This window comes from Croceicoccus estronivorus, assembly GCF_001625325.1.
GTDB classification, from domain to species: domain Bacteria; phylum Pseudomonadota; class Alphaproteobacteria; order Sphingomonadales; family Sphingomonadaceae; genus Caenibius; species Caenibius estronivorus.
Genome location: NZ_JRQQ01000005.1, coordinates 39,985 through 65,787 on the forward strand (window position 1 = coordinate 39,985; position 25,803 = coordinate 65,787).

The 25,803-nt window shown below is 60.5% G+C and carries 24 protein-coding genes; 14 read left to right on the forward strand and 10 right to left on the reverse strand.

Going from position 1 to position 25,803, the window contains the following annotated elements; all coding sequences use genetic code 11:
- Nucleotides 1-65 precede the first annotated feature (65 nt).
- Entirely contained in the window at nt 66-275 is a 210-nt protein-coding gene (locus MB02_RS08340; RefSeq protein ID WP_067535509.1) for a DUF2171 domain-containing protein, read from the reverse strand.
- 218 nt (nt 276-493) lie between these two features.
- Here MB02_RS08340 and MB02_RS08345 point away from each other — a divergent pair, with 218 nt between their 5' ends.
- A complete protein-coding gene (locus MB02_RS08345; RefSeq protein WP_067535512.1) occupies nt 494-880 on the forward strand; it encodes a PepSY domain-containing protein in 387 nt (128 codons plus the stop codon).
- Between the two features lie 182 nt (nt 881-1,062).
- Entirely contained in the window at nt 1,063-2,130 is a 1,068-nt protein-coding gene (locus MB02_RS08350; RefSeq protein ID WP_067535515.1) for a ribonucleotide-diphosphate reductase subunit beta, read from the forward strand.
- 75 nt (nt 2,131-2,205) lie between these two features.
- On the opposite strand, the gene MB02_RS08355 is transcribed toward MB02_RS08350, so the two are convergent.
- Both MB02_RS08355 and MB02_RS08360 read right to left on the reverse strand, forming a co-directional pair.
- Entirely contained in the window at nt 2,206-2,337 is a 132-nt protein-coding gene (locus tag MB02_RS08355) for a ribosomal protein L7/L12 (RefSeq protein ID WP_206598584.1), read from the reverse strand.
- A 164-nt stretch (nt 2,338-2,501) separates the two neighbouring features.
- Nucleotides 2,502-3,107, reverse strand: coding sequence for a hypothetical protein (locus tag MB02_RS08360; RefSeq protein ID WP_067535522.1), 606 nt, complete (start codon nt 3,105-3,107; stop codon nt 2,502-2,504).
- Nucleotides 3,108-3,216: 109 nt separating this feature from the next.
- Here MB02_RS08360 and MB02_RS08365 point away from each other — a divergent pair, with 109 nt between their 5' ends.
- Both MB02_RS08365 and MB02_RS08370 read left to right on the forward strand, forming a co-directional pair.
- Entirely contained in the window at nt 3,217-3,519 is a 303-nt protein-coding gene (locus tag MB02_RS08365) for a DUF1294 domain-containing protein (RefSeq protein ID WP_067535525.1), read from the forward strand.
- Between the two features lie 85 nt (nt 3,520-3,604).
- On the forward strand, nt 3,605-3,805 hold the full coding sequence (locus MB02_RS08370; protein WP_067535528.1) for a hypothetical protein: 201 nt from the start codon (nt 3,605-3,607) through the stop codon (nt 3,803-3,805).
- Between the two features lie 341 nt (nt 3,806-4,146).
- On the opposite strand, the gene MB02_RS08375 is transcribed toward MB02_RS08370, so the two are convergent.
- Nucleotides 4,147-4,356 (reverse strand): hypothetical protein, encoded by a 210-nt coding sequence (locus MB02_RS08375; protein WP_067535530.1) that lies wholly within the window; start codon nt 4,354-4,356, stop codon nt 4,147-4,149.
- A gap of 148 nt (nt 4,357-4,504) precedes the next feature.
- The gene (locus MB02_RS08380; protein ID WP_328585416.1) at nt 4,505-4,936 is read right to left on the reverse strand and encodes a DUF4870 family protein; all 432 of its coding nucleotides are present in this window, start codon (nt 4,934-4,936) and stop codon (nt 4,505-4,507) included.
- Between the two features lie 195 nt (nt 4,937-5,131).
- Between MB02_RS08380 and MB02_RS17795 the strand changes: the two genes are divergently transcribed.
- Nucleotides 5,132-5,287, forward strand: coding sequence for a hypothetical protein (locus MB02_RS17795; protein WP_170304677.1), 156 nt, complete (start codon nt 5,132-5,134; stop codon nt 5,285-5,287).
- Between the two features lie 36 nt (nt 5,288-5,323).
- Here the strand turns inward: MB02_RS17795 and ppk2 are convergent, their stop codons facing one another.
- A complete protein-coding gene (ppk2, locus tag MB02_RS08385; protein WP_067536338.1) occupies nt 5,324-6,109 on the reverse strand; it encodes a polyphosphate kinase 2 in 786 nt (261 codons plus the stop codon).
- The gene (locus MB02_RS17680) at nt 6,106-6,681 is read right to left on the reverse strand and encodes a hypothetical protein (RefSeq protein WP_170304678.1); all 576 of its coding nucleotides are present in this window, start codon (nt 6,679-6,681) and stop codon (nt 6,106-6,108) included. The genes ppk2 and MB02_RS17680 overlap by 4 nt, the downstream gene beginning before the upstream one ends.
- Before the next feature lie 38 nt (nt 6,682-6,719).
- Between MB02_RS17680 and gyrB the strand changes: the two genes are divergently transcribed.
- Nucleotides 6,720-9,236: a DNA topoisomerase (ATP-hydrolyzing) subunit B gene (gene gyrB / locus MB02_RS08390; RefSeq protein ID WP_067536342.1), complete on the forward strand. Its 2,517-nt coding sequence runs from the start codon at nt 6,720-6,722 to the stop codon at nt 9,234-9,236.
- Between the two features lie 48 nt (nt 9,237-9,284).
- Here the strand turns inward: gyrB and MB02_RS08395 are convergent, their stop codons facing one another.
- Together MB02_RS08395 and lgt are read right to left on the reverse strand one after the other, a co-directional pair.
- Complete coding sequence (locus MB02_RS08395) at nt 9,285-10,346, reverse strand: class I SAM-dependent methyltransferase (protein WP_067535533.1); 1,062 nt, start codon at nt 10,344-10,346, stop codon at nt 9,285-9,287.
- Nucleotides 10,343-11,188: a prolipoprotein diacylglyceryl transferase gene (gene lgt / locus MB02_RS08400; protein WP_067535536.1), complete on the reverse strand. Its 846-nt coding sequence runs from the start codon at nt 11,186-11,188 to the stop codon at nt 10,343-10,345. Before lgt ends, MB02_RS08395 begins: the two co-directional genes overlap by 4 nt.
- A 188-nt stretch (nt 11,189-11,376) precedes the next feature.
- Between lgt and MB02_RS08405 the strand changes: the two genes are divergently transcribed.
- The 4 genes from MB02_RS08405 (at nt 11,377) to MB02_RS08420 (ending at nt 19,032) form a co-directional block, all read left to right on the forward strand.
- Complete coding sequence (locus MB02_RS08405) at nt 11,377-14,157, forward strand: [protein-PII] uridylyltransferase (RefSeq protein WP_067535539.1); 2,781 nt, start codon at nt 11,377-11,379, stop codon at nt 14,155-14,157.
- A 291-nt stretch (nt 14,158-14,448) separates the two neighbouring features.
- A complete protein-coding gene (locus MB02_RS08410; RefSeq protein ID WP_067535542.1) occupies nt 14,449-15,177 on the forward strand; it encodes a hypothetical protein in 729 nt (242 codons plus the stop codon).
- A gap of 49 nt (nt 15,178-15,226) precedes the next feature.
- Nucleotides 15,227-16,099: a hypothetical protein gene (locus MB02_RS08415; RefSeq protein WP_156495461.1), complete on the forward strand. Its 873-nt coding sequence runs from the start codon at nt 15,227-15,229 to the stop codon at nt 16,097-16,099.
- A gap of 428 nt (nt 16,100-16,527) precedes the next feature.
- Nucleotides 16,528-19,032, forward strand: coding sequence for a TonB-dependent receptor (locus MB02_RS08420; protein WP_067535548.1), 2,505 nt, complete (start codon nt 16,528-16,530; stop codon nt 19,030-19,032).
- A gap of 102 nt (nt 19,033-19,134) precedes the next feature.
- Here MB02_RS08420 and MB02_RS08425 read toward each other — a convergent pair whose 3' ends face one another.
- Nucleotides 19,135-19,800, reverse strand: coding sequence for a YggS family pyridoxal phosphate-dependent enzyme (locus MB02_RS08425; protein ID WP_067535551.1), 666 nt, complete (start codon nt 19,798-19,800; stop codon nt 19,135-19,137).
- A gap of 22 nt (nt 19,801-19,822) precedes the next feature.
- Between MB02_RS08425 and MB02_RS08430 the strand changes: the two genes are divergently transcribed.
- From MB02_RS08430 to MB02_RS08445, 4 genes are all read left to right on the forward strand, one after another.
- Nucleotides 19,823-20,356, forward strand: a complete 534-nt coding sequence (locus tag MB02_RS08430; RefSeq protein WP_067535554.1) for a thiamine phosphate synthase — start codon at nt 19,823-19,825, stop codon at nt 20,354-20,356.
- A 103-nt stretch (nt 20,357-20,459) separates the two neighbouring features.
- The gene (locus tag MB02_RS08435) at nt 20,460-22,802 is read left to right on the forward strand and encodes an FtsK/SpoIIIE family DNA translocase (RefSeq protein WP_067535557.1); all 2,343 of its coding nucleotides are present in this window, start codon (nt 20,460-20,462) and stop codon (nt 22,800-22,802) included.
- Between the two features lie 65 nt (nt 22,803-22,867).
- Nucleotides 22,868-23,995, forward strand: a complete 1,128-nt coding sequence (gene ald, locus MB02_RS08440) for an alanine dehydrogenase (RefSeq protein ID WP_067535560.1) — start codon at nt 22,868-22,870, stop codon at nt 23,993-23,995.
- Between the two features lie 75 nt (nt 23,996-24,070).
- Nucleotides 24,071-25,801 carry a sensor domain-containing diguanylate cyclase gene (locus tag MB02_RS08445; RefSeq protein ID WP_067535563.1) on the forward strand — a complete coding sequence of 577 codons (1,731 nt, stop codon included), beginning with the start codon at nt 24,071-24,073 and terminating at the stop codon, nt 25,799-25,801.
- Nucleotides 25,802-25,803 lie beyond the last annotated feature (2 nt).

Below are 25,803 nucleotides of genomic sequence, written 5' to 3' on the forward strand. Positions count from 1 at the left end.
CAAGGCCCCGGCACTCTCAGGAGTACCGGGGCCTTTGCATATCAGGGCTATCCACGAGGGGCCGCCTAGGAAACAAGCGTACCCTGCTTCAGATAGACCCGGTTGTCGTCGATCTTGTCGACGGCATCCAGCGCGACGAAATGGTGCATGTGATCGCCGCTGTCGGAGCGGGTCAGCTTGATCTGCTCGTTCTCGACTTCATCGACTGTTCCGACATGCTGGCCATTGGCATCGGCCACTTCCATATGTTCCTTGATCCGTAGTTTCTCAAACATATTTTCCTCTCTTTCCAATTGCTTATGTTCTATAAACGGTTGGGTTGGGGGGTGCGTTCCTCGATTCATCGCGGCTCTGGCACGGTCCGTTCGGCCCTTGCCGGAACTCTGGTCGAGCCGTGCAGTGCAGGCGCGATACACTTTTCGACATTTCGCAACTTGCCCGCCCGGCAGGCCACGGCGCATAGGCAAGTCCTCTTCCTTCGAAAGGATTTCCCATGCGCAAGTGGCATCGTTGGCTGTCAGTGTTTTTCGGGATTTTCATGCTGTGGATCGCAATCACCGGCGTACTTAGCCAGGCTGCGACACTCTGGCCTTCATTCGCCCCCGGCCCGGCGGTGGCTGCGGCCCCACCCGAAGGCTTCACCTGCCCGGAAGGCTGGCGTTGCATGCCGCCGCGCGGCGAACGGGGCGGCTTCGGATCGCTGGTCGGGCTGTTCCATCACCTTCATTCCGGCGAAAGCTTCGGCCCGGTCGGTACGATCATTTCCATCCTCTCCGGGCTCACACTGATCTTTTTCAGCGTGTCCGGCCTGTGGATGTACGTGCAGATGTGGCGCAACCGCACCCGGCGCGGACTGAACGGGCGATTGTTCTGGAAATGATTTCGCGGCCATGGGCCGATGGAGCGGGCGGGTAGGCCCACGCTTTCCCGCCCCTTTTCGCGCAGATATCGCCGCGACATGAAATCTTCGTGATTTTTCCCCGACGAAGGGCGTTTCCGGATTCACAGATTCGGGCAGTTGTGCCTATATTGAGGGTTCGGCCACCCCCACGGAGACACAACATGTCGTTGCTCGAAGCCCGCAAGACCTACAAGCCCTTCGAATATCCGTGGGCCTACGAATTCTGGAAGCGGCAGCAGCAGGTTCACTGGATGCCGGAAGAAGTGCCGCTGGGCGAAGATTGTCGGGACTGGGCACAGAAACTGTCCGACCACGAACGGAACCTGCTGACGCAGATCTTCCGTTTCTTCACGCAGGCCGATGTCGAAGTGCAGGATTGCTATCACGACAAGTACGGCCGCGTGTTCAAGCCGACCGAAGTGAAAATGATGCTGGCCGCGTTCTCCAACATGGAAACGATTCACATCGCCGCCTATTCTCACCTGCTCGACACCATCGGCATGCCGGAAAGCGAATATGGCATGTTCCTGGAATACCAGGAAATGCGCGACAAGCACGACTACCTGCAATTGTTCGGTGTCGACAGTGACGAGGATATTGCCCGTACGCTGGCAATGTTCGGCGGCTTTACCGAAGGGCTGCAACTGTTCGCCAGCTTCGCCATGCTGATGAACTTCCCCCGCTTCAACAAGATGAAGGGTATGGGCCAGATCGTGACCTGGTCCGTACGCGACGAATCCCTGCACTGCGAAGGGATCACCCGGCTGTTCCATGCCTTCACCAAGGAACGCGGTTGCCTGACCAAAGCGGTGAAGGAAGACATCATCGACTGCTGCCAGAAGACGGTCCGGCTGGAAGATGCATTCATCGATCTCGCGTTCGAAGACGGCCCGGTGCCTGGCATGACGGCCAAGGAAATCAAGAAATACATCCGCTACATCGCGGACTGGCGGCTGGATCAGCTCGGCTTCGACCCGATCTACATGGTCGACGACCATCCGCTGCCCTGGCTCGCCCCGCTGCTGAACGGGGTGGAGCACGCCAATTTCTTCGAAACCCGCGCGACCGAATATTCAAAGGGTGCGACCAAGGGTAACTGGCAGGACGTCTGGGCCAGCTTCGACCAGCGCCGCAAGGCCAAGGCCGCCAACGAGCAGGATGCAGGCGACGATGGCGAGCCGGACATGTTCAGCGATCGCGGGAATGGAGCGACGCAGGCGGCGGAGTAATGGGCCGGGCCGGAGGAGAAGGCGCTTCGCTGCACCATACCCCACTCCGGCCTCCCGATAGGGCCGCTCCTCAAGTCAGATTGATTGCGGAATCGCGTCGATGGTCTTTTTCGCTTCGGCAAGGCCGCAGCCCGTTTCTTCGCGCAGAAGCTTGATTGCCTCGATCTTGCGGTGATCCCGCAAGAGGTCGCGGATACGCGCCTGCACGTCTGCGGGAATGCGCGCCGGATCAATAGGCTGAATCCGATCCCGCGCGCGCGCCAAACGCCCCCACGCCAATACCAATGCGGAATACCACCAGCGTCCACGCCGCCAGCCCCAGCCACCATTCCCAGCTCAGCGTCGCCATCGCCCTCTCCTTACCATGTGCCTCAGCACCAACCCCCACGATAGCCGCCAAGGTAACGACGCGCGCCACCTTCGTTACGCATGAAATCGGCCAGGCGATCTTCGGTCCCGTCCGGGGCCTTCCGCTTCATGATCCTGAGATTCCGTCCGTAGCGATCCGTCGGATCGTCAATCCGGGCAGTCATCGCGAAAGGACCGCGATTGAGCCAGTGTTGCAGGGCGGCTGTGGATGCCTCTGCCTGCGCGGCCTCTGCCGGGCAACGCGCGCGAACTTCCGCCGTGTCGATCCCGACGACCCGTATCTTGCGATCGCCCAGCTTGAACGTATCGCCATCAAACACGCAATAATGTCCTCGCCCCGGCCCGCAGCGGGTGAACTGCCCATCGACCCATTCCGGTTCCGTCTGGAGATAGGCAGGCGGCTCGAAGGCGGCGCCATCGCGCAGAACGACTGCCACCGCAATCAACCCGACGAGCAACAGGAACGGGCGCGCGCCGGAAAGAGCTCGCCCCCAGGTCCGCCGCCGATTGCGCGAGCTGCGTGGCGCTTGCTTGCGATAGCCTGCCACCCGCCTGCCTTGCCTGCGCCCCCGGCGGTGGTGCGGATCGAAGCGTGTCACCTTGCCCATTGCTTTTGCTTATCGCCCATTCCGTTACCAGAAATGTAATGGAGCCGACGCGGGCGGCACGCGTGCTTTCATCTTTCATAAGGGATCGCCGCATTAGGGGCCGGTTGCCATGCGAACCTTGCTGCCTCTCCTGACTCCGGCCAACATTGCCACTTACCTTATCGCGATTAATTTCATCGCCTTCGCCGCTTTCGGGATCGACAAGATGCTGGCCGAAGCGGGCAGGCGGCGGATTTCGGAGCAGACGCTGCTCTTGTGGGCTTTTGCAGGCGGCTCGCCGGGAGCCTATGCTGCGCGGCACCTGTTCCGACACAAGACCCGCAAGCAACCGTTCTGCTCCAATCTGCACATGATCGCCGCGCTTCAGGCCGTCGCACTGGCTGCGCTGACGGCCTGGATGATAGGCCGCTAGACCGGATCTCCACCGACCGGGAGCGAGAGAGCATCTATGCCCGTGTCTCCACTCTCCGTTAACCGCCGCATGCGATATTGCGGCCATGTTCGGCCCCCGCCTCACATCCGTATTCGCCAGCCGCTGGAAGGCTCTGTGGTGGGCGGCAGGGGTCCTGCTGACGGCCTATTGCTCCGTGCCCAAACCGGACGATACGTCCAAGGCGGACAAGCCGGCACCCCATCAGGAACATGTCAATCCATGGGCGGCCAAGCCGGCACACGGTTCCGCACCGGGAACCTCCTGACGGACCACTCGCTCTCAACCGCTATCGTTTTCCTACAGCGCACACGCCTGCCATGGTCAGGCCATGCCCATCGCACTGATACCCCGCTTCCGAAGCCCAGCGATTTCGCGCATTTCCGGAAGGTCACACACAATGGCTGGCAAGTATCTGACGGTAATGGATATCCCCGGACACATTGACGGCCATTTCCGTCAACCGCAGCCGTCGCCGCTCACACGTTCAGAGCAGTGCAGGCAAAGAAAAAGCCGGGACAAGCCCGGCTCTTCCGTTTTAGCTGTGCCGACCCGATCGGGGCCGGGTGGGGGCAGGCCACAAACCGCCCAGCCCCCCGTAGCGGCAGATTATTCCGCGCTTTCGGGCGCAGCCTGTTCGTCGCCGGCGGGAGCAGCCGGTTCATCCGCAGGGGCAGCGGTGGCATCACCCGTTTCCGCTGGCGCAGCTTCAGGGGCAGGATCGGCGGGCGGGGCGCTGGCTTCCTGGGCGGAGACCGAACCCGCGGCCAAAGCGGTCAGAGCTGCGGCAGCGAAAGCGGGAATGGCGAATTTACGCATTGTGACATCCTTTTTCTGTCAGTTGGGTGCCGGCTAAACGTGGCAAGTCCGGACCCGCTCCCCACCCTGCGACCGGGCGCACCGCGTACGCGGCAAGGCGAGAAAGAATGCCGAAACAGCGCGAAAATGCGCATGGCGGTGTCGCCGATCAGGCGAACCAGGTTTCCGGATTGGGCATCGGCTGCTGCTTCTGCGCCGCCACCAGGCTCAACACGCAACGCACGATCACGAGAATGGCCACGCCCGCCAGAAGGATGAAACCGATCAGGACGATCATCAGCAACGTGCTGACCACCGTACCGAGCAGACCGAGCCAGAAGGTGCGGATGAGATACGTGTAGTGCGAGCTTTCCCAGTCTTCGTGCGGTTCCCCGCGCCAGACATAGGCCAGCACCAGACCGATGATGCCCGTGACGAACAGAAGGCACGATCCCAGATAAAGCAGGCTGATGATAGTCGGCCGGTTGAACGCGAATGTGGACGCTGTGGTCTGCCCACTCGCCACCCGAGGCGGCTTCACCGTTCTGGCGGACGGGCCGTCCGGCCCCTTGGGGCGCCCCTGATCGTCGAACTCGGCCACCTTGCCTGCCTCCATGTACTGTTGCGGGAAGGGAGCCTAACCCAACCCCAGTCGCGACGATAGCCCCGTTCCGTCTGTCCGACGCGGCATGTCTGCAACTCAGGGCCCGCAACTCAGGCCCCACACTCAGACTATGCGGAACAATGCGCGGCATGCCACGTTGGCCTTGTAGAAGGCCAGAACGGAGGAAGCACAATGGAACAGGTCACCGAACAAGACCGCAGGAACGAACTCCACTCTTTGCTGGAGAACATGAAACAGCATCCCGAACGGGACTGGACCGAGGCGCGCAAACGCGTTGCCGTACTCCGGCAAGTGCTCGAAGGGGGCGAGCCGGCATCGAATAGCTGATCGTTTGCGGCACGCCCCTGCCCGCAGCCTTCTGGCCTATCCCTTCTTGTGAAGCGGGAACGGCTTGATCGGCTTGAGCAGGCAGAAATCCTCTGTCAGCGGTTCATGGTCGAGTTCCGGCCAGTCTATCGCGTCAGGCGGGACTTTCGTTTCCGGCAACCGATCCAGCAAATCGCGGATCAGCGTGAGCCGCCCATGCCGCTGGTCATTGAAATCGACGACCGTCCAGGGTGCCCATTCAGTGTTGGTTGCGGCAAACATTCGTTCACGGGCCGCCGTATAGTCCGCGTAACGGGTTCGCGCCGCCACATCGATCGGTGAGAGCTTCCAGCGCTTGAGCGGATCGTCCAGCCTTTCCGTGAAGCGTTCTTCCTGCTTTTCCTGATCGCAGCTGAGCCAGTATTTGAACAGGCGGATCCCGTCATCCACCAGCATCTTTTCGAAGACCGGCGCGGCCTTGAGGAATGCCTCGACCTGATCTTCGTCGGCAAACCCCATCACATGTTCGACGCCTGCCCGGTTATACCAGCTACGGTCGAACAGGACGAGCTGCCCTGCGGATGGCAGGTGGCGCACATAGCGCTGGAAGTACCATTGCCCGCTCTCTTCTTCATTCGGCTTTGCCAGGGCCACCACACGGCATTGCCGCGGATTGATTCGCTCTGACACGGCCTTGATCGCGCCGCCCTTCCCCGCCGTGTCGCGCCCTTCGAACAGCACGCAAATACGCTCACCCTTCGCTCTTGCCCAGCGGGCCATGGCGACCAGCTCGAGTTCGAGCGGTTCGAGAAGCTCTTCGTACAGCTTGCGTTTCATGGTCATTGCCCCTGTGGCAGCATGGTTTCGCGTTGGTGCCACAGAATTTCCGCACCTTTCAAGCGCATCGCACATACCGCCTCGGAATGTTTTGCTGCATCGCAGCATGAAATGTGATGCTGCAATGCAACAGGAGGGGGTGGAACGACTGGGCTTGAGGCTCCGGCATTCATACAAAAACCGGCAGTTTTTCGCATGAATCCAAGAAATTTGGGAATATGTTGCAAAATACGCAACATATCGCGACTTTTTTGCGATTGCGAAATAGGGGGCCGAGGCACATTTGCGGTGCGGGCCTTCGGTAGCACGAACGCAGCGAAGGATCCCATTGAAAACAAGGAGGACTTTATGCGCACTTTCACTTTGCGTGTCCTGCCGATCCTCGTGGCGGCATCGACCAGTGGAATGTTGTTCACCGCTACACTGATCTGAGCAGGAACTATGTCAAACCCTAACGGCAGACGGCCGTTCTCCTGCTGAGGGGAACGGCCGTTTTGTACTCTGGCGGAAAATCGGTCCTGCCGCCGCCAGCACCCGCCCACCCGATCCGGCATTTCGCTGTGGATGGCAGGTGACAAAGCTTTCTAATATGCGCCGGAATGCCTATACCGGCCGCATGGCAGAGACACCCGAAAACAGCGGCATGAATACCAACACCTACGGCGCGGAAAGCATCAAGGTTCTCAAAGGGCTGGATGCGGTCCGCAAACGGCCGGGGATGTACATCGGCGACACGGACGACGGGTCCGGTCTGCACCACATGGTATTCGAAGTATCCGATAACGCGATTGACGAGGCATTGGCCGGTCATTGCGATCTGGTGCTCATCGAACTCAATCCCGACGGGTCCGTCTCGGTCGAGGATAACGGGCGCGGGATTCCGGTCGACATTCACCAGGAAGAAGGCGTGTCCGCGGCCGAAGTGATCATGACCCAACTCCACGCGGGCGGGAAGTTCGAGAACACGTCGGACGACAATGCCTACAAGGTGTCCGGCGGGCTTCACGGCGTCGGCGTTTCGGTCGTCAACGCCCTGTCCGAATGGCTGGAACTGACCGTATGGCGTGACGGCAAGGAGCACCAGATCCGCTTCCGCCATGGCGATGCCGAAGCGCCGTTGAAAACCGTGGGGGATGCCCCGGCCGGCAAGAAGGGGACACGCGTAACCTTCCTGGCCAGCACGGACACGTTCAAGAACGTCACCGAATACGATTTCGAAAAGCTCGAACATCGATACCGCGAGCTCGCCTTTCTCAATTCCGGCGTGCACATCCTGTTGCGCGACAAGCGGCATGAGGAAACCAAGGAGCACGACCTGTATTACGAGGGCGGAATCGCCGCTTTCGTCAAATGGCTCGACCGCAACAAGCAGGCCCTGATTCCGGAGCCAATCGCCATCTCTGCCGAAAAGGACGGGATCGGTATCGACGTCGCGCTGGAATGGAACGATTCCTACTACGAAAACGTGCTGTGCTTCACCAACAACATCCCGCAACGGGACGGCGGCACGCATCTCGCTGCTTTTCGCGCGGCATTGACTCGCACGCTTAACAACTATGCCGACCGTTCGGGCATGCTGAAGAAGGAAAAGGTCTCTCTTGCCGGGGAAGACATGCGCGAAGGCTTGACCGCAATCGTTTCGGTCAAGTTGCCCGATCCCAAGTTCGGCAGCCAGACGAAGGACAAGCTGGTTTCGTCCGAAGTGCGTCAGCCGCTCGAGAGCCTGATGAGCGACAAGATGAGCGAATGGCTGGAAGAAAACCCCGCTGATGCAAAGTCTATCGTCCAGAAGATCATCGACGCCGCTGCCGCCCGCGAAGCGGCGCGCAGGGCCCGCGAACTGACCCGGCGCAAAGGGGCGATGGACATCGCCAGCCTGCCGGGCAAGCTGGCCGATTGCCAGGAACGCGATCCCGCCAAATCCGAACTGTTCCTGGTCGAGGGCGACTCCGCTGGCGGTTCGGCCAAACAGGGCCGCGATCGGCACTTCCAGGCGATCCTGCCGCTCAAGGGCAAGATCCTGAATGTCGAGCGGGCACGTTTCGACCGGATCATCGGATCGAAGGAAGTCGGCACCCTGATCCAGGCCATGGGCACTGGTATCCGTGACGAGTTCAATCTCGAAAAGCTGCGCTACCACAAGATCGTCATCATGACCGACGCCGACGTGGACGGCGCGCATATCCGCACGCTGCTGCTGACATTCTTCCATCGCCAGATGCCCGACATCATCAAGGCCGGGCATCTCTTCATTGCCCAGCCTCCGCTTTACAAAGTGGCGAAGGGCCGCAGCGAAGTTTATCTCAAGGATAACGCCGCGCTTGACCGCTATCTGGTCGATGCCGGCCTGCAAGGCCGTGTGCTGGAAACGACCGGCGGGGCCCGCGGCGGCGCCGAACTGGAAGCGCTCGTCGAACATGCCATGCGACTGCGCAGCCTGATGGGCTTCGTGCCCCGGCGCTACGATCCGATGATCGTGGAAACGCTTGCCCTGGCCGGTGCATTCGATCCCGAAGCGTCGGACCAAGCGCGCGAGGCCGCGCTGGTCCGGGGGGCGGAGCGGCTGCAGATGAACGACACCGAAGCCAGGTGGAGCGCATCGCTGGGCGAAGATGGCGCAATTCGCGTGGAGCGACTCTGGCGCGGCGTCACCGATCATCACCTGATCGAAGCCAGCTTTGTCACCAGTGCCGAAGCCCGCAAACTCGCCCGTCTCGCCAGCGAGAATGTCGACGTTTACAACGCCCCCGCCTACCTCGTGAAAGGCAACGCGGAAGAAGCGCCGGAGCCCGAACCCGTGGCGGATGACGACAACGAGGATGGCGACACCCCCGTCGCGCGCCCTGTGTCGACAAACGGCGCCATCACTCGTCCGATCGCCTTGCTCGAAGCCGTACTGGCCAATGGCCGCAAGGGGCTGTCGATTTCCCGTTACAAGGGCTTGGGCGAAATGAACGCCGAGCAGCTTTGGGAAACCACGCTCGATCCCGACAATCGCGTACTTCTGCAAGTGAAAGTCGAAGACGCGGACGTGACGGACGAGATCTTCACCCGGCTGATGGGCGACGTGGTGGAACCCCGCCGCGACTTCATTCAGGAAAACGCGCTCAACGTCGCCAATCTGGACGTGTGATCGCACGTCTGCGGCTCGGCTCTCCCGGGGCCAGCGGCATAGAGTTTGCTAGGCGAAGCCGGCTCCTTCCGGCCAGCCCGGGCCTGCCAGCCCCATGACCTTAAACAGGCTGCCCATCTGATCGTCCCCGGTCAGTCTGTCCAGTGCCGCACGAATGGCTGCATCCTGTTCCGGGCTGGATTTGGCAAGGGCGTCCGCCCGCGCTTCGATCCCCAAGGCCTTGAGCCAGTACCCCTGCCCAACGGTTCCCAGACAGCGGGCACCGCGCGATTGGGCGATCTGGGCCATGGTCGCGAAATCGACCAGCGCGGTCAGGTCCGCTTCTCCCGGCGTCTCGAAGGGGTCGACCTTGCGATGGGCCCTGACCGCCTGCAATGTCGAGCCATAACGGACCTGATCGTAACCGTAATCGATGAACAGGGCCGCCCCACCCTGGCGGGCGAGCCGCCCCGCCACTTCGAACACTGTTGCGGCCGCGCCGGGGCAGGTTTCGACAATCGTGCCTTCGTGTGCATTCCTCCGATCGTCGGGTATCGCGGCATCCATCGGGCGATCTCCCGCCACAGGGACGAAACGATCCCCTTCCAGCCCGACCATCCGTTCACGCCAGCCTCCGGCCACCCTGACCATCTGGCGGACAGGCAAGGCATCGAGGAATTCATTGGCAACCAGCAGGATCGGCCCTTCCATGGGTACGGACGACAGATCGTGATGCCACAAGGCATCGGGCACCGATGCCAGTTGCAGTGCACGCAGGGCGGTCGAGCTTTCGATAAAATGGATACGTGGCCGCAGGCCGAACCGTTGCGCCGCCCGCAAGGCATCTCGCGCCAGTGTCCCCCGCCCCGGTCCAAGCTCGACGTAATGGACAGGCTCCGCACGACCGCCGCGAATCCACATATCGGCCAGCCACAGTCCGATCAGTTCCCCGAACATCTGGCTGATTTCAGGCGCGGTGATGAAATCGCCCGCCGATCCGAACGGATCGCGCGAGGCATAGTAGCGGGCATTCGCCTCGCCCATGTACTGCAACATGCTGATCGGGCCGGTATTGACGATCAGCCGGCGGAACGTAGCGGCCAGCCCAGCTTCCTCCGCGTCACCGCTCATGCGGGCTCGGACACGCCTTTGCCCGCACCGCTCCCGGCGGCCCCCATCGCAGGCTTGATCAGGGAGCGCACGACAACCGCCAGACCAAGGGCGATCAACGGCAATGTCAGCCATTGCCCCATCGACAGCCCCGTACGCAGCGCGAATTCAGCAAGCTGCGCGTCCGGTTCGCGGAAGAATTCGACGGAAAACCGTGCGATTCCGATTCCCGCGGTAAAAGTGCCCACCAGCAAGCCCGGACGCCAGCGCGCGCGCGTCTTCCAGAACAGGAGCAGCAGAACGACCATCAGCAGGGCCCCTTCCAATGCAGCCTCATACAATTGGCTGGGGTGGCGGGGCAGCGGCCCCGCGCCGGGAAAGACCATTGCCCAGGGAACATCGCTTGGCCGTCCCCAGAGTTCGCCATTGATGAAGTTGGCGATCCGCCCGAACATCATGCCGAACGGCACGTTGACGGCAATGTAGTCGGCGACCCGCAGGAAAGAGAGACCACCGCGCCAGCTGACCCATGCGATTGCCAGCAACACACCGGTCAATCCGCCATGGAAGCTCATTCCGCCTTGCCACAGCTTGAGCAGATCCGCCGGATTGGCCCACAGGGACGGCTGGTAGAACGTGGCGTATCCCAAACGGCCGCCAATAATGATTCCCAGCGTGCAATAGAAAAACAGGTCATCGACATGCCGCTGCGCCATCGGCGCGCCAGGGGCCTTCACCATCTTGCTCAAGTGCCAGTAACCCAGCAGGATTCCTGCAAGATAAGCGAGGGAATAGAAGCGCAGCGTGAAGAAGCCCAGATCGATGCCGGGCCGCAGCCCGAGGTCTTCCCACATCAGCGGCATATGTTGCGTGGCTTCGGCCAATAGTGACAGCAAGCGGCGAACCCCTTAGAGCATTGATCTGTAAGTGCCGGCTATGTGGCATAGGCTGGCAACGGGAGAAAGCCTATTCCCTATGCGTTGACAGTGAAGACCGAAGGATATGACCCGGCGTGCGACGCAACGCGCGCGCCAGATCGCGAGGAACGGGCATGAGCGTTCTGCGAATTCCCAACCAGCGCGCGGTCGTCGACCGGCGTGGGCTGAGCACGGCGATCGCGGACGCGGTCGGCGATGAAGGCCAGCGTGCGCGCCCTCAGGTTCTCACCTTGCTGCGGGAAGCGCTGGACAAGGGGCGCGGCGAAATCGCCCGCCGTCTGGCGGAAAAGCCTTCTGCAGGCCACGATTGCGCAGAAGCACAAGCTTTCCTGATCGATCAGCTGGTGCGCATTATCCACGACCATGTCGTGACCGACGTTTATCCCAATGCGAACCGCTCCACCGGCGAACGCCTGTCGATCATGGCCGTCGGCGGATACGGGCGCGGCGAAATGGCGCCCCATTCAGACGTCGACATCGCATTTCTCACTCCCGGCAAGCAAACCGCCTGGTGCGAGCAGGTGATCGAGGCAATGCTCTATTTCCTGTGGGACCTGGGGCTGACAGTCGGCCATTCCAGCCGCTCGCTAGACGAGATGGTCCGCATGGCCAAGGGCGACCTGACGATCCGGACCGCCATGCTGGAGGGCCGCTACGTCTGGGGCGACCAGCCGCTGTATGAAGAAGCGAACAAACGCTTCTTCGCGGAAGTCGTCGCCGGAACCGAGCGTCAGTACGTTTCCGAAAAGCTTGAGGAGCGCGACGCGCGGCACAAGCGCCTGGGCGATAGCCGCTACGTGGTCGAACCCAACGTGAAGGAAGGCAAGGGCGGCCTGCGCGATCTCCACACGCTCTACTGGATCGGCAAATATATCTACAAGGTCCGCACCCCGGCCGAGTTGGTCGATGTCGGTTTGCTGACCCGGCAGGAATATCGCGCGTTCCGCCGGGCCGAAAACTTCTTCTGGGCGGTGCGGTGTCACTTGCACACGATCACGGGCCGGGAAGAGGACCGGCTGACTTTCGATCTTCAGCGCGAAGTTGCCCGACGAATGAATTTTGCCGACCGCCCCGGCAAGAGCGCGGTCGAACGCTTCATGCAATTCTTCTTCCTGCAGGCAAAGCGGGTCGGCAACCTGACCGCCATGTTCCTTGCCCAGTTGGATGAACAGTTCACGGCGAAGACACCGCGCGGCATTCTCGCCGGCTTTCGCGCCCGGCCGCGCAAGCTCAAGGGCTACACTGTATTCGGCGGCAAATTGCGCGCGCCATCGGACGACTGGTTTCAGAAAGATCCGGTGCGGCTGATCGAGATCTTCGCCATTGCAGAGGCGGAAGGTCTGGAGATCCACGCCGAAACCATGCGCATGGCCACACGCGACGTGAAACTGATCGACGCAAAAGTGCGGCGTGACCCGCGTGCCAATGCGCTGTTTCTGGACGTTCTGACCGGCCACAACGATCCGGAAACAGTTCTGCGCTGGATGAACGAGGCTGAAGTATTCGGGCGGTTCGTTCCCGATTTCGGCCGCGTCAATGCACAGATGCAGTTCGACATGTATCATCACTATACAGTGGACGAACACACCATTCGGGCCATTGGCCTGCTCGCCAGAATCGAGCGGGGCGAACTGAAGGAAGATCATCCGCTGGCCTGCGGGCTGATTCACAAGGTCGCCTCGCGGCGGGTGAGCTACGTCGCCGTGCTCCTGCACGATATCGCGAAAGGTCGCGGCGGCGACCATTCCGTGCTCGGCGCCGAAGTGGCGCTGAAGCTCTGCCCCCGTTTCGGTCTGGACGAGGGGGAGACGGAGCTGGTGAGCTGGCTCGTGCGTTATCACCTCGTGATGAGCGCGACGTCGTTCAAGCGCGACCTCGCCGACCCGAAGACGATCGCGGACTTCGTCGGGTTGATTCAAGGGCTGGACCGTCTGCGCCAGCTGACCCTGCTCACCATCGTCGACATCAGGGCGGTTGGCCCTGGAACATGGAACAGCTGGAAACGCCAGCTGATCGGCGACCTGTATCATCTGGCAGAGGAGCAGCTGCGGCTCGGGCACAAGCAGTTCGGCCGCAAGGAACGGGTCGACGCAAAGAAAGACGCCGTCAGCAAATTGCTGAGTGACAAGACAGATCTGATCGATGGTGTCGGCAAGCTGTTGGGCGACGCATACTGGATCGCCGAACCGGAAGACATCATTGCCCTCAATCTTGTCCAGTTCCGCGCCGCGCGCGAACTGGAAGACGCGCTATCGATCCATTGCGAATACTACCCGGCTCGCGGGGCCACGCTGGTCACGGTCATTTCCAACGACCACCCCGGACTGTTTTACCGCATCGCCGGCGGCATCCATCTGGCCGGCGGCAACATCATCGATGCGCATATCCACACCGCCCGTAACGGCAAGGCAGTCGACAATTTCCTCGTGCAGGATCCACTGGGCCGCCCATTCATGGAGGGCGACCAATTGAACCGGCTCAAGAAATCCATTGCCGATGCTCTGGCAAATCGCGTGGAACTGGTGCCCCAACTGGCCAAGCGGCCTTCCGCACGCATTCGTTCCGAAGCCTTCAGCGTCCGCCCGCGCGTCTTGTTCGACAACAAGGCCTCCAACCGCTTCACAGTGGTGGAAGTGAACGCCCGCGACCGTCCCGCCTTGCTCAACCGTTTGGCCCGGGCATTGTTTGAATCGCAGCTTGTCGTCCATTCGGCGCATATTGCCACTTATGGCGAGCGCGCAGCCGATACGTTCTATGTTACCGACCTGTTCGGCCACAAGCTCGATCGCCCGGATCGTCTGAAATCCATCGAGGAAACCTTGCTTGCCGCCGCCAATGCGGTCGAGCAGGCAGACGACGGCAAGACCGGCAAGATTGCCGAATACTCGATCTAGGCCGCGTGGTTCAATTCAGCGGTGAGAGACTTGCGAGTTTGAGAGCGCGCAAGAAGGGACGGCTGTGGCCACCATCGGAGGTGATAGCTGCCATCGTCTCCAAAGGTACACTTTGAACCAGTTTGGATAGAAAAGCTCTGGCGATAGTCCTCATTGCGATTTACGAGCCAACATACAAATTCAAGAATTGCCCAACTGAATTTTATTAATGAAATTCGGTCGAGAACACTTTGGTTCCAAGTACATCATCTTGCGCGATCCGCTATCGCAAGATCAAATGAAGGGTGCGCGATGCGTGGAATATCACTTGCTGCCAGTCTAGCGGCAGCACTCCTTGCCGGTTCGGCGGCAACGGCACAGGAGGAAGTCTCGGCACAGGGCGGAAGTGTGGAGGCTGCGCAGGAAACTCCCGCAGAGATCGGCGTGCCAGATGTACCAGCTCTCACCGAAGCAGTAGAACCCACACCAGTTTGCGAACTCCATGTCTTTCCAACGGTCGAGGGTCAGGCGCAGACCACATCATTATTAACCGGATTGGGTGGAGTTTGGGCAGTTGCAGATGCCGCCGCCAACAAAAATCGCAACATTACCGAAGCGGAATATCTGAAGGACGCACTCGGGCCAAAGTTCCAGGTCCAGGCCTTGGAATCTATCGATCTGGCTAAAGAATTGAAACTGCCAGCCGATACGACGATTTTATATGAGATGCCGATTGCAGACCGCGACATTACCACCAAGTCCAAGACGCGCCTCACTGACTCAACGGCATCCTGTTACGCCGAATTGCTCGTCACCCAAAATTTGTATCTGAAGAAGGTAATTTACGGACGATCACTAAATAACCGTTTCATTTACAAAGATTTCCGTGAGGGGAAGAGCATAACAAAAATGATCAAGGGTCGTGGAGGCAATGGCCTTTCACATTTCCCTCCCAAGACTGCAGATGAAATAGAGGAAGCAGACGAAGACCTTCGCCAGGCATTCACCAGGAACTTTCTGGAATATTCGAGCCGCCTTTAGCTAGCCTTTCTGCGCGAATAATCACAGCCACAGCTCGATGGAGGAATGCTTGAGGAAGCTACTGGTCTTGCTTCTGGCGCTTGCACCGATCCAGCCCCTTCATGCGGGCCTGAGCCGGGGGTTTCCTGAAGAAGAGCGGCGCCTTTCAACTTCGCGGCCGGTCGCTGTCATGGTGCCACAGGAAAAGCTCGGAATTTCTGTCGACATCGGCGCCATTCTACCTGGCTCCTGGAGCGGTGGGTTATTCGGCGAGCCCTTCATTGCAAGCATAGATCGCGATAGACGCAGGATCATGACGGCTAACGCAAGCGAACGTGCTGAGGCTGCCATCGCACCATTGACTCATGTGTTGGAAGGGTTTGATGTCCCTAGCCTGGCGCTTGAAACTACTCGAAGCGCAATCAGCGCAACCGATTGGTTCAATCCCTCCGCAATCGAGCGTGTGCCAGGTGGCGTTTTTGCTACCGTTGGCGAGCTTGCCGAAGCGCATTCATCCGATCAGATTGGCCTGATCACCTATCGCTATCAAATGTCTCAGGATTTTACGCAAATCCAGGTCATCGCCGACATTACTTTGGCAGAGACGGAAGGGCTCAAATCCTTATTTTCACAACGAGTCATGAGTGTCGTCCGTCTCAAAAAGTGCTCATACGAAGCTGGTGAGAACGTGGCCCGCTGGGCAATGAACGATGGACAAAACGCCAAGTCTGCGCTGATCGCAGCTTTCGCCCGCATACAGACTGTCATGCCCGCAGTGCTGGCGCTCACTCCCGCGCAATACACAACGGCCACCGACAAGAAAAAGAACGAAGTTGCCTTTGCCGCGGGCTTTCAGGGCCCCGTGCTCATGCGCGATGCGCTTGGTCCTGTAATTTGGTCCAAGGACAAAGGCTTTATCGCTATTCTCCCCACGCCAGATTGATCCAAAGCCTTGGCAAGCTGGAGTGGAGCAACGGCAATCACCGATAAAACTGGCACGTGCAACAATTCGCTTTTACGCTTTGCCCAGATGGTGCGCGCGTCCGGCATAACCGGCTATTCCCCGCAATTCATGCGTAAATGCCCTACGACGCCATTTCTGCTGCACCTGCGAGAATCATCGTTCGCATCCGCAGTAAAAGCCCCCCGGCCTGCGTGTGTTGCATGAAAACTTCACGCACGATGGATGATAATTACAAGTAATAATTAAAATTGACTATCATATAATCCGTCATCATCCTCATTTCACAATGGTGGGAGCATTGTGAAGGCGAATTAATCCGTTTCAAGGTGCAATAACAAAACCATGCACCTCACATATACCTCACACCATTGAATAATTATTATAATTAATTAATTGGAGGAGAGGGTATGCGTATTTCGAGGAGAATGGCGGCCTATCTGTGCGGTGCCGCCGCTGTCGCCGTCACTTCACCAGCCATGGCGCAATCGAACGACCGGGGCATCAGCAACAGCGAAATCATCGTGACGGCACAACGCCGTGAAGAACGTGCACAGGATGTGCCGATCGTAATCTCCGCCTTCTCTGACGAGCGGCTGAAACAGATGAACGTCAACCAGCCGCAGGATCTTTATGGTGCGGCCCCGTCCCTGGTGGTCGGCAATCAGGGCCAGGCGAGCCGCGACGTACAATCGTTCTCAATCCGTGGTCAGTCGACCGGCTTCCTCTCTTCCCCCGCCGTGGCGCAATACTTCGCGGAAGTGCCGCTGCCCGCGTCGGTCACACTCAACCTTCAGGGCGCGCCCGGCCTGTTCATTGATCTGGAAAACGTTCAGGTCCTGTCGGGGCCGCAGGGGACACTGTTTGGTCGCAACACGACGGGGGGCGCCGTTCTGTTCGTCCCGCGCAAGCCATCCAACGAGCTTGAAGGGTATATCGAAGGCAGTTACGGCAACTACGACTTCAAGGGGATCGAAGGGGCAATCAATCTGCCCTTGATCGAAGACAAGCTGATGATCCGGGCCGCGGGTGCCTACCAAGATCGCGACGGCTTCACCAAGGACCTCATCTTCGACAAGCGTCGCGACGATCTGCACTGGTACTCAGGCCGGGTCAGCGTCCTGATGAAACCGGTGGAGCGGCTTGAGAACCTGACGGTCTTCTATGGGTCCAAATCCTCGAACAACGGCACCGGCTTTATCCATGACCGGTTCAATATCGACGGGTTGAAAGGCGTCGGATTCTGCGCCGACACCGGCGAAACATTCGGAGCCCTGGCGGTCAACTGCAACGTCTATCGCCGCCAGACCGAAATCGCGCACGAAATCGGACCGCGCAAGACGCGTCTCAGCGCGGATCTCTTCAGCACGATCAAGCTGTGGGGGATCATCAATACCACCACGTTCGACATCACCGATAATCTGACACTGCGCAATATCGTCAGCTACCAGCGCCTGAAGGACAATTATGCGGGCGATCAGGACGCGACCCCTTTGCAGCAATACGAACTGAATCAGAGCGCCGGCACACCAACCGCCACGACGATTCCAGGGCTGTCCGAATTTGGCCTGCCACTTTACGGCTATCTCAATGCGGAAACCGATCGCGATTCCCAACGCGACGATATCAAGCAGTTCACAGAGGAACTTCAGCTTCAGGGCCAGGCATTGGCAAACAAGCTGAACTACACGGTCGGCTTCTTCCATTATAACGCCAAACCGGGCAGCGACTGGCTTTCGTCCTCCGTCAATTACTGCCCTGCACTCTACACCGGGCTCTGTGAATTCGCCCAGTCGATCACTGGCGTTTCGAACAAATCCGACGCGGTCTATGCTCAGGCCACGCTTGATTTCGGAACATTTGCGCCCGCGCTCGACAGTCTGCGCCTGACCGGCGGCTATCGCTACACCTGGGATACCGTGGAAGGCTTCGCGATCACATGGTTCCCCGACACGCCCTCGGGAACTGCCAACTGCCTTGAAAATGGGCTGACCCCGAATCCGGCAGTGCCGCTGGGCGAGGTTCTGGATCGTTGCGGTTTCAGCGCCACATTGAAAAGCAAGGCCGCAACCTGGACGGTTGGTCTGGATTACAAGCCGATGAGCAATCTGCTGCTTTATGGCAAGATCAGCAAAGGCTACAAATCCGGCGGGTTCAATACCTTCGCCGTGCGGCCCGAAACACGGACTTTCAGCCCGGAAGAACTGACCACATACGAAGTCGGCTTCAAGTCCGACTGGCACATCGGTGACGTACCGTTGAAGTTCAACGCCACCTATTACTATTCGGATTACAAGAACATCCAGCGCCCGACCGGCGATTACAACCCGGATACCGGAGCCAGCGGCGCCCGCACTCTCGACGCCACGGCCACGATTCAGGGCATTGAGATCGAAGCGTCGATGCGCCCCGTGCAGGGGCTGGAAATCGGGGGCAATTTTTCCCACACCGACGCCGACTACAAGAAGTTCCAGCAGGTGGTATTCGCCCCGACACAGGCCTGCGACGGGCTGGCCAATCCGGGCGATATAGCGGACTTCTCATGCCGCCCGTTCCAGTTTTCGACCCCTTACATCTACAATATCTATGCTTCGCTGGACGTGCCGCTTGGCGAGAACATGGGCACGCTGGCATTTTACGCCAACTACTCGCATGTCGCCAAGCAAGGCACCGCGCCGATGGGTGACAACATCACCCAGCCCGGATCGGTCCTCGACGCATATGGGCTGCTCAACGGTTCCATCGCATGGAAGGGTGTCGGCGGCACGCCGATCGACATCACTGTCTTCGGCAACAATCTCGCCAACAAGCTGTATCGCACCAGCAATGCCAACACATATGACAATCTGCTGGTCAACTCGACCATATATGGCGCCCCGCGCATGTATGGCGTGAAAGTCCGCTACAGCTTCTGAATGCAATAACCGGCCGCATCCGCCAGATCGGATCGGACGGCATGGGGGGAGGGCACCTGGATCCGGGTGCCCTTTTTCCTTTTTGCTCAGTTTTCCTTTTACTCAGGCCGGGCGCGAACCGAACAATGCGCTGCCGACCCGGACATGCGTGGCACCCAGCATGATCGCGGTTTCGTAATCACCGCTCATCCCCATGCTGCGCCCCGGTAAGCCATGGTCGCCCGCCAGCTTGTCGAGCAGGGCAAAAAACGGAGCCGGCTCGATCTCCAGCGGCGGCACGCACATCAGGCCAATCACAGGCAATCCTGCCTCACGGGCGCGATCCAGCAAGGCAGGAAGATCGGCAATCGCGCAGCCGCCCTTCTGTTGTTCGGCACCGATATTCACCTGAACGAAACACGGCACCTGCCGCCCAGCCTTGTCCATCGCCTTGGCCAGAGCGGAAACGAGCGAAGGCCGGTCCAGCGAATGAATGCAATCGAACAGCGCCACAGCATCGTCGGCCTTGTTCGACTGAAGCTGCCCGACGAGGTGCAATTCGATATCGGGATACGCCTCGCGCAGGGCAGGCCACTTCGCCTGCGCTTCCTGCACGCGGTTCTCACCGAACACCCGTTGCCCCTGATCGATCAGAGGCTGGATCGCAGTTGCCGGATGAGTCTTGCTGATCGCGACCAGCGTAATTTCATCCGGCTCGCGGTCGGCAATATGCGCCGCCTGAGCGATACGGGCGCGGACGTCTTCGAGCGGAGTGGCTGCACTTTCCATTGTGCGCGGCTATAGCGCCTGCATGAAATCGCGCCAGACCCTCCCGCATCTGTGGTTGCTCAGCGATGCCCGCAACGAAGCCTTTCTGGTGCGGAGCCTCAAACATTTGCCGCGCGGGTCAGGCTTCATTTTCCGCCACTATCACCTGTCTCGGCCGGAACGCCGCCGCCGTTTCCGCACGTTATCGCGCATTGCCCGCCGATACGGGCATACAGTCGTTCTGGCCGGCGAGACTCGATTGGCGAGGGCATGGCGAGCGGACGGAGCCTACGGCCCACCGAAAGCATTGCAAAACGCATCGCGCATGCTGCACCTTGCGACTGCCCACGATCTCACCGAAATAGGCCAAGCCAATCGTTCCATGGCAAATGCCGTTCTGCTTTCTCCGGTCTTTCCAACCCGATCGCATCCTGGCGCACGGCCGCTTGGCCCAGCAAGGTTTCGCTTGCTGGCCGCCCGCTCACGCATACCGGTGATTGCGCTGGGCGGTATGACCGCGGACAGAGCGCGCCGTCTTGCATGGCCCGCCTGGGCGGCAATCGACGGACTGGCCTGAAATCACTGCCAAAATCATCGCGACTCGCTGAATTTCCTAAGGATTCTTGACGCGGAGTCACCCAAGGGCGCATTATGCACGGCGACGGAATTAGGGGACGATCATGGCAACACGCGCAATGAGCAAGGCGCCCGCAGTCGATTGGCGCGCGGCCTTCCGCCGTTCGCTGCGCCGTGCCTTTCAGATGGCTGGTGCCATACTGCTGATCGCGGCGATGCTGTTCCTCGCCCTCGCTCTCTTGAGCTATCACCAGACTGATCCTTCCGCTTCGACTGCGGCCGGTGACGCCGTGGCCAACTGGATGGGCCGGCCCGGTGCCTGGGCGGCAGAGCGGGTGCTGTTCCTCTTCGGGCTGGTTTCAGTCCTGCTGCTGCCGCTCCTCTATGCATTTGCCCGCAAGTTGTGGCGCGATGCGGATGACGAGGAAACACCCCACGGCGCACGCTGGTGGAGGGCGGTCGGAATACTGGTTTTCGCCATGGCGCTGCTGTCCACTGTCATGGCGCTGACATTCGACGGCCCGGGTGGATCCTTACCTGCATCGACCGGGGGCATTACCGGATTGCTGGGCGCTGCCGGGATCGAAGCGGCCACCGCGCCTCTGCCCGAATCCGCCCAGGGCTGGACGACTCTGGGCATCGCCCTGGTGTTCCTCATCACCGGGGTGATCCTGGCTGGCCGCGTATTCGCGATAGACTGGGCCCAATTGCTGACAGTACCAGCGATGCTGCGCCGCACGCGACGCCCCCGCACCACCACCATCAGTGAGGACGAAGCGCCTTTCACGCCTCGTCGCGAAGACAAGCCACGCGCAGAACGGCGCCCCCCTCCGCCCGAAGCCCCGCCCCGCGCCGCGCCCGAGATTACCGACCCGTCCACCCCGCCGAAGCCCGCAAAGCCGGGCGGGAACAAGCAGCAGAAGGACCTGTTCGACAAGCACGAACTGCCCCGGCTCGAACTGCTGGACGATGCCCCGGTCACCACCGCGCCCAAGCTCGACAAGCTGGCGCTGGAACGCAACGCCCGGCTGCTCGAAAACGTGCTCGACGATTTCAACGTCAAGGGCGAGATCATGGCCGTTCGCACCGGCCCCGTCGTCACCATGTACGAGCTGGAACCGGCACCCGGCATCAAGGCCAGCCGCGTAATCGGGCTGGCCGAGGATATCGCCCGCAACATGAGTGCGATTTCCGCGCGTGTTTCCTCGATCCCCGGCAAGACCGTGATGGGCATCGAATTGCCCAATGCCGATCGCCAGATGGTGTCGCTGAAGGAACTCGTCGCCTGCGAGGCGTTCGCCCACCACAAGGGCATGTTGCCGATCATTCTGGGCAAGGACATTGCGGGCGAACCGATCGTCGCCGACCTTGCCGCCATGCCTCACCTGCTGGTGGCGGGCACCACCGGTTCGGGTAAGTCGGTCGGCCTCAACTGCATCCTGCTCTCGCTGCTCTATCGCCTGACTCCGGCCGAGTGCCGCCTGATCCTGATCGATCCCAAGGTGCTGGAGCTGAAGAGCTATGACGATATTCCGCACCTGCTTTCGCCTGTGGTCACGGAACCGGCCAAGGCGATCCGGGCGCTCAAATGGGCGGTCGAGGAAATGGAGCGGCGCTATCGCATGATGTCCAGCGTGGGTGCACGCAATCTGTCCGGTTTCAACGACCGGGTGCGGGCCGCCGCCGCCAAGGGCAAGCCGCTGGGCCGCCGGGTGCAGATCGGCTTCGACCCTGAAACCGGGGAGGAACTGTTCGAGGAAGAACAGCTCGATTACGAGGTCCTGCCCCAGATCGTCCTGATCGTCGACGAACTGGCCGACCTGATGGTGACGGTCGGCAAGGAAATCGAAGTGCTGATCCAGCGCCTGTCCCAGAAAAGCCGGGCCGCAGGCATTCACCTGATCATGGCGACGCAGCGTCCGTCGGTCGATGTCATCACCGGCGTCATCAAGGCCAACCTGCCAACCCGCATCAGCTTCAAGGTCACCAGCCGGATCGACAGCCGGACCATTCTGGGCGAGCAGGGTGCCGAGCAGCTTCTGGGCAAGGGCGACATGCTCTACAAACCCAATACAGGCGCACTGGTCCGCGTCCACGGGCCGTTCGTTGCCGACGAGGAAGTGGAGCGTGTGGCCGATCACTGGCGCGCGCAGGGCAGCCCTGAATATATCGATTCCGTCACGGAGGAACCGGAAGACGGCGGCTTCGGCTTCGACGACGAACTCACGGCGAGCGACGACCCAGCCGAGCGCAAGTATCGTCAGGCCTGCCAGATCGTATTCGAGAGCCAGAAAGCCTCGGCAAGCTGGCTCCAGCGGCAGATGGGGGTCGGCTACAACACCGCCGCCAAGTGGGTGGAACGGATGGAGGCCGATGGTCTGGTCGGGCCCGCCAACCATGTCGGCCGCCGCGACATCTACCGCGACCGCGACGGAAACCCGTTGTAACCTCACTGTCCCCGCGTTGCGCTATCGGTGTGCAGCACTTACCTCCTGACTGAAGGAGCGAGCCTATGCGCATCGGTTGCCCGAAAGAGGTAAAAGTTCACGAATATCGCGTCGGCCTGACGCCGGAAAGCGTCCGAGAGCTTGTCTCCCACGGCCACGAAGTGTGGATTGAAAGCGAAGCGGGGAAAGGCATCGGAGCAGGCGATGCCGACTACGAGGCGGCGGGCGGACACATAGCCGACGCGGCCACGATATTCGCGCAATGCGATATGGTGGTGAAAGTCAAGGAACCGCAACCGCATGAACGCGCCATGCTGCGCGATGGGCAATTGCTCTATACTTATCTCCACCTTGCGCCCGACCCGCAGCAGACAGCCGAGCTGATCGCATCGGGAGTGACCGCATTTGCCTATGAAACAGTGACCGGTCCGGGCGGGTCGCTGCCACTGCTCAGACCGATGAGCCAGGTGGCCGGACGTATGGCGATCCAGGCAGGAGCCACGGCTCTGGAAAAGGAACATGGCGGGCGCGGTGTGCTGCTGGGCGGGGTACCGGGCGTCATGCCCGGCAAGGTCGCCGTGATCGGCGGCGGCACAGTGGGGTTCAATGCCGCGCAAATGGCGGTTGGCCTGGGGGCCGACACGACCATTCTCGATCGCGATCCGGACGTCCTCGAACGGCTGGGCATCCATTTCGAAAGCCGCGCCAGGACCCGCTTTTCCAATACCGCCAATCTGGCCGACAGCGTGTGCGAGGCGGACCTCGTGATCGGCGCGGTGCTGGTCCCCGGTGCCGCAGCCCCCAAACTGGTGACACGCGAAATGCTCGGCTGCATGAAGCCTGGCGCGGTGCTGGTCGACGTAGCCATCGACCAGGGCGGTTGTTTCGAAACCAGCCATCCGACAACCCATCAGGACCCGACATTCGTTGTCAACGGGATCGTCCATTATTGCGTCGCCAACATGCCCGGCGCGGTTGCCCGCACCAGCACATATGCGCTCAACAACGTCACCTTGCCCCATGCCTTGCGCATCGCAGACGCGTTCGACCAGCCGGGGGGATGGAAGGATGCTCTGCGCAATGACCCGCATCTGGCAGCCGGGCTCAATATTCATGCTGGCCATGTCACTTACCCGGCCGTTGCAGACGAACTGGGTTACGACCTGTTGCCATTGGCGGAAATCCTCGCCTGAAGAGCTTCCGGCACGCAAGGCCAACAGCGCAAACTTAACCTGTCCGCAACCATATCCGACCTAACAGCAGTGAGGATGGGTTTGGGACCGGCCAGATTAGCCTGGGCATGGATTGCCATGCTCCTTGCGCTCTTTTTCGCGGCCCCGGCTTCGGCGACCACACTGCCGCCATCCTGCCACGCGTTCAGCCTTGAAACCACGACCTACTCTGAGTTGGCCAGGCAACCCGAGCGCTGGATCTGCCATTCCATTCACTGGACGGACGAGCGCCCGGTCGGATGGCTGCGCTTCGACGCTTCGAGCTGGCAAAGCATCGACTCTCCCAAGAGCTTCATCACTCGCATTTCCAAATTCGAACAATTGGACGTTTTCGCCGTCAACAGCGACGGCACGATAGACGTCCTTGCCCTCAAGCAGGACGATGTGAAGCCACTGGCAGGGGGATCGATCTTCTCCACTCCGCTGCCGGGGATTACGGACGACACACAGGCAATCGTCATTCGCATCGTGCGTCCCTGGAATGCCGCTCTGCTGGCCGAAGGAAGGCTTTCGACTGTGGCCGGGGGCGAAGGCTGGCATGCCGGGAAACTGGCGCTCGTCGCCATTCTGATCGGCCTGCTACTGGCACCGATGATCTACGATCTGGCGGTCTATATGGTCATCGCCCAGCGATTCGTGCTCTGGCATGCCGTTCTGACGCTATCGATGGCGGCTTATGTCGCCAGTATGACCGGCCTGTCGTCGCTGTTCTTCGACATGTCCGTCATGACACATGCCATACTCAATGGCATCACTATAGCGGTGGCCGTGGCAGCGGCGGCGTTCTTTACCGCCGATTATCTTGAGCCGCAGATGTTGAGCCATCGCATGCGCTGGACCCTGCGTCTCGCCGGCGCCATCGTGCTGACTGTATCGGGCACGGTTTCTTTCTTTCCTCCGTTTCTCAATTATACGGCACAGACCTATTTTTTCCTCGGTTTCCTGCCCCCGTTCGCGGTTCTGTTCGCTGCCATGGCCCAGGCCCTGCGCCGGGGAAGCCGTGCGGCGAAATTCCAGATCGTGGCGTGGACGCCAATCATCCTGTGCGGGCTCGAACGGATTCCCCGCGGGCTGGGCCTCTACGGAGTGCCCGAATTCGTCGATTCCCTGCTCTATTTCACGCTGGTTGCCGAAGTTGTTATTTCGGTGCTGGGCGTGGCCGACCGAATGATGTCATTCAAGCAACAGCGCGACCGGGCCCGCACCGAAATCCGCATGCTGACCAATCTGGCAGAGCACGATCACCTGACCGGGCTTTACAACCGGCGGGCCATCGAGCCGCGTTTCACCGCCCTGTGCGAGGAAGGCTTCACGACATTCGCCCTGATCGATCTCGATCATTTCAAGGGGGTCAACGACAAATACGGCCATGCCACCGGCGATGCGGTTCTGCGCGCCGTGGCCGAAGCTCTGGCCCCGGACGACAACACTCTGGCAATGCGATTGGGCGGCGAGGAATTCCTTCTGCTGCTGCGCGGGCGCAAGGCGCGACAGCGCGCAGAACAGCGCAGGCAGGCCCTGCCCCACCATATCGCCACGAGAGTGCCTGGTCTGGCCGGCCCTGTAACTGCTTCCATGGGCCTGATCGAAGGGGCAATCGAAACCATGGAGGCCAAGACTTTCAATGATCTCTACGCACGCGCGGACAAGCTGCTCTACGAAGCCAAGCTGGGCGGTCGCAACCGGACGATCGGCGAGAAACTCACTCTGTTTTCGCCACGCCGAACGGAGCGCCGCCGTGAAAGTGACCGCCGCCGCGCAGCTTGACG

Excerpts from the sequence above, each read along its gene's own strand:
- MB02_RS08360 (WP_067535522.1), bottom strand. The coding sequence starts at position 3,107 with ATGGGCAAGGTGACACGCTTCGATCCGCACCACCGCCGGGGGCGCAGG.
- MB02_RS08445 (WP_067535563.1), top strand. The coding sequence starts at position 24,071 with ATGGGTTTGGGACCGGCCAGATTAGCCTGGGCATGGATTGCCATGCTC.
- MB02_RS08345 (WP_067535512.1), top strand. The coding sequence starts at position 494 with ATGCGCAAGTGGCATCGTTGGCTGTCAGTGTTTTTCGGGATTTTCATG.
- MB02_RS08365 (WP_067535525.1), top strand. The coding sequence starts at position 3,217 with ATGCGAACCTTGCTGCCTCTCCTGACTCCGGCCAACATTGCCACTTAC.
- MB02_RS08375 (WP_067535530.1), bottom strand. The coding sequence starts at position 4,356 with ATGCGTAAATTCGCCATTCCCGCTTTCGCTGCCGCAGCTCTGACCGCT.
- gyrB (WP_067536342.1), top strand. The coding sequence starts at position 6,720 with ATGGCAGAGACACCCGAAAACAGCGGCATGAATACCAACACCTACGGC.
- MB02_RS08370 (WP_067535528.1), top strand. The coding sequence starts at position 3,605 with ATGTTCGGCCCCCGCCTCACATCCGTATTCGCCAGCCGCTGGAAGGCT.
- MB02_RS08435 (WP_067535557.1), top strand. The coding sequence starts at position 20,460 with ATGGCAACACGCGCAATGAGCAAGGCGCCCGCAGTCGATTGGCGCGCG.
- MB02_RS08405 (WP_067535539.1), top strand. The coding sequence starts at position 11,377 with ATGAGCGTTCTGCGAATTCCCAACCAGCGCGCGGTCGTCGACCGGCGT.
- ald (WP_067535560.1), top strand. The coding sequence starts at position 22,868 with ATGCGCATCGGTTGCCCGAAAGAGGTAAAAGTTCACGAATATCGCGTC.
- MB02_RS08395 (WP_067535533.1), bottom strand. The coding sequence starts at position 10,346 with ATGAGCGGTGACGCGGAGGAAGCTGGGCTGGCCGCTACGTTCCGCCGG.
- MB02_RS08410 (WP_067535542.1), top strand. The coding sequence starts at position 14,449 with ATGCGTGGAATATCACTTGCTGCCAGTCTAGCGGCAGCACTCCTTGCC.
- MB02_RS08420 (WP_067535548.1), top strand. The coding sequence starts at position 16,528 with ATGCGTATTTCGAGGAGAATGGCGGCCTATCTGTGCGGTGCCGCCGCT.
- MB02_RS08425 (WP_067535551.1), bottom strand. The coding sequence starts at position 19,800 with ATGGAAAGTGCAGCCACTCCGCTCGAAGACGTCCGCGCCCGTATCGCT.
- lgt (WP_067535536.1), bottom strand. The coding sequence starts at position 11,188 with ATGCCGCTGATGTGGGAAGACCTCGGGCTGCGGCCCGGCATCGATCTG.
- MB02_RS17795 (WP_170304677.1), top strand. The coding sequence starts at position 5,132 with ATGGAACAGGTCACCGAACAAGACCGCAGGAACGAACTCCACTCTTTG.
- MB02_RS08340 (WP_067535509.1), bottom strand. The coding sequence starts at position 275 with ATGTTTGAGAAACTACGGATCAAGGAACATATGGAAGTGGCCGATGCC.
- MB02_RS08430 (WP_067535554.1), top strand. The coding sequence starts at position 19,823 with ATGAAATCGCGCCAGACCCTCCCGCATCTGTGGTTGCTCAGCGATGCC.
- ppk2 (WP_067536338.1), bottom strand. The coding sequence starts at position 6,109 with ATGACCATGAAACGCAAGCTGTACGAAGAGCTTCTCGAACCGCTCGAA.
- MB02_RS08350 (WP_067535515.1), top strand. The coding sequence starts at position 1,063 with ATGTCGTTGCTCGAAGCCCGCAAGACCTACAAGCCCTTCGAATATCCG.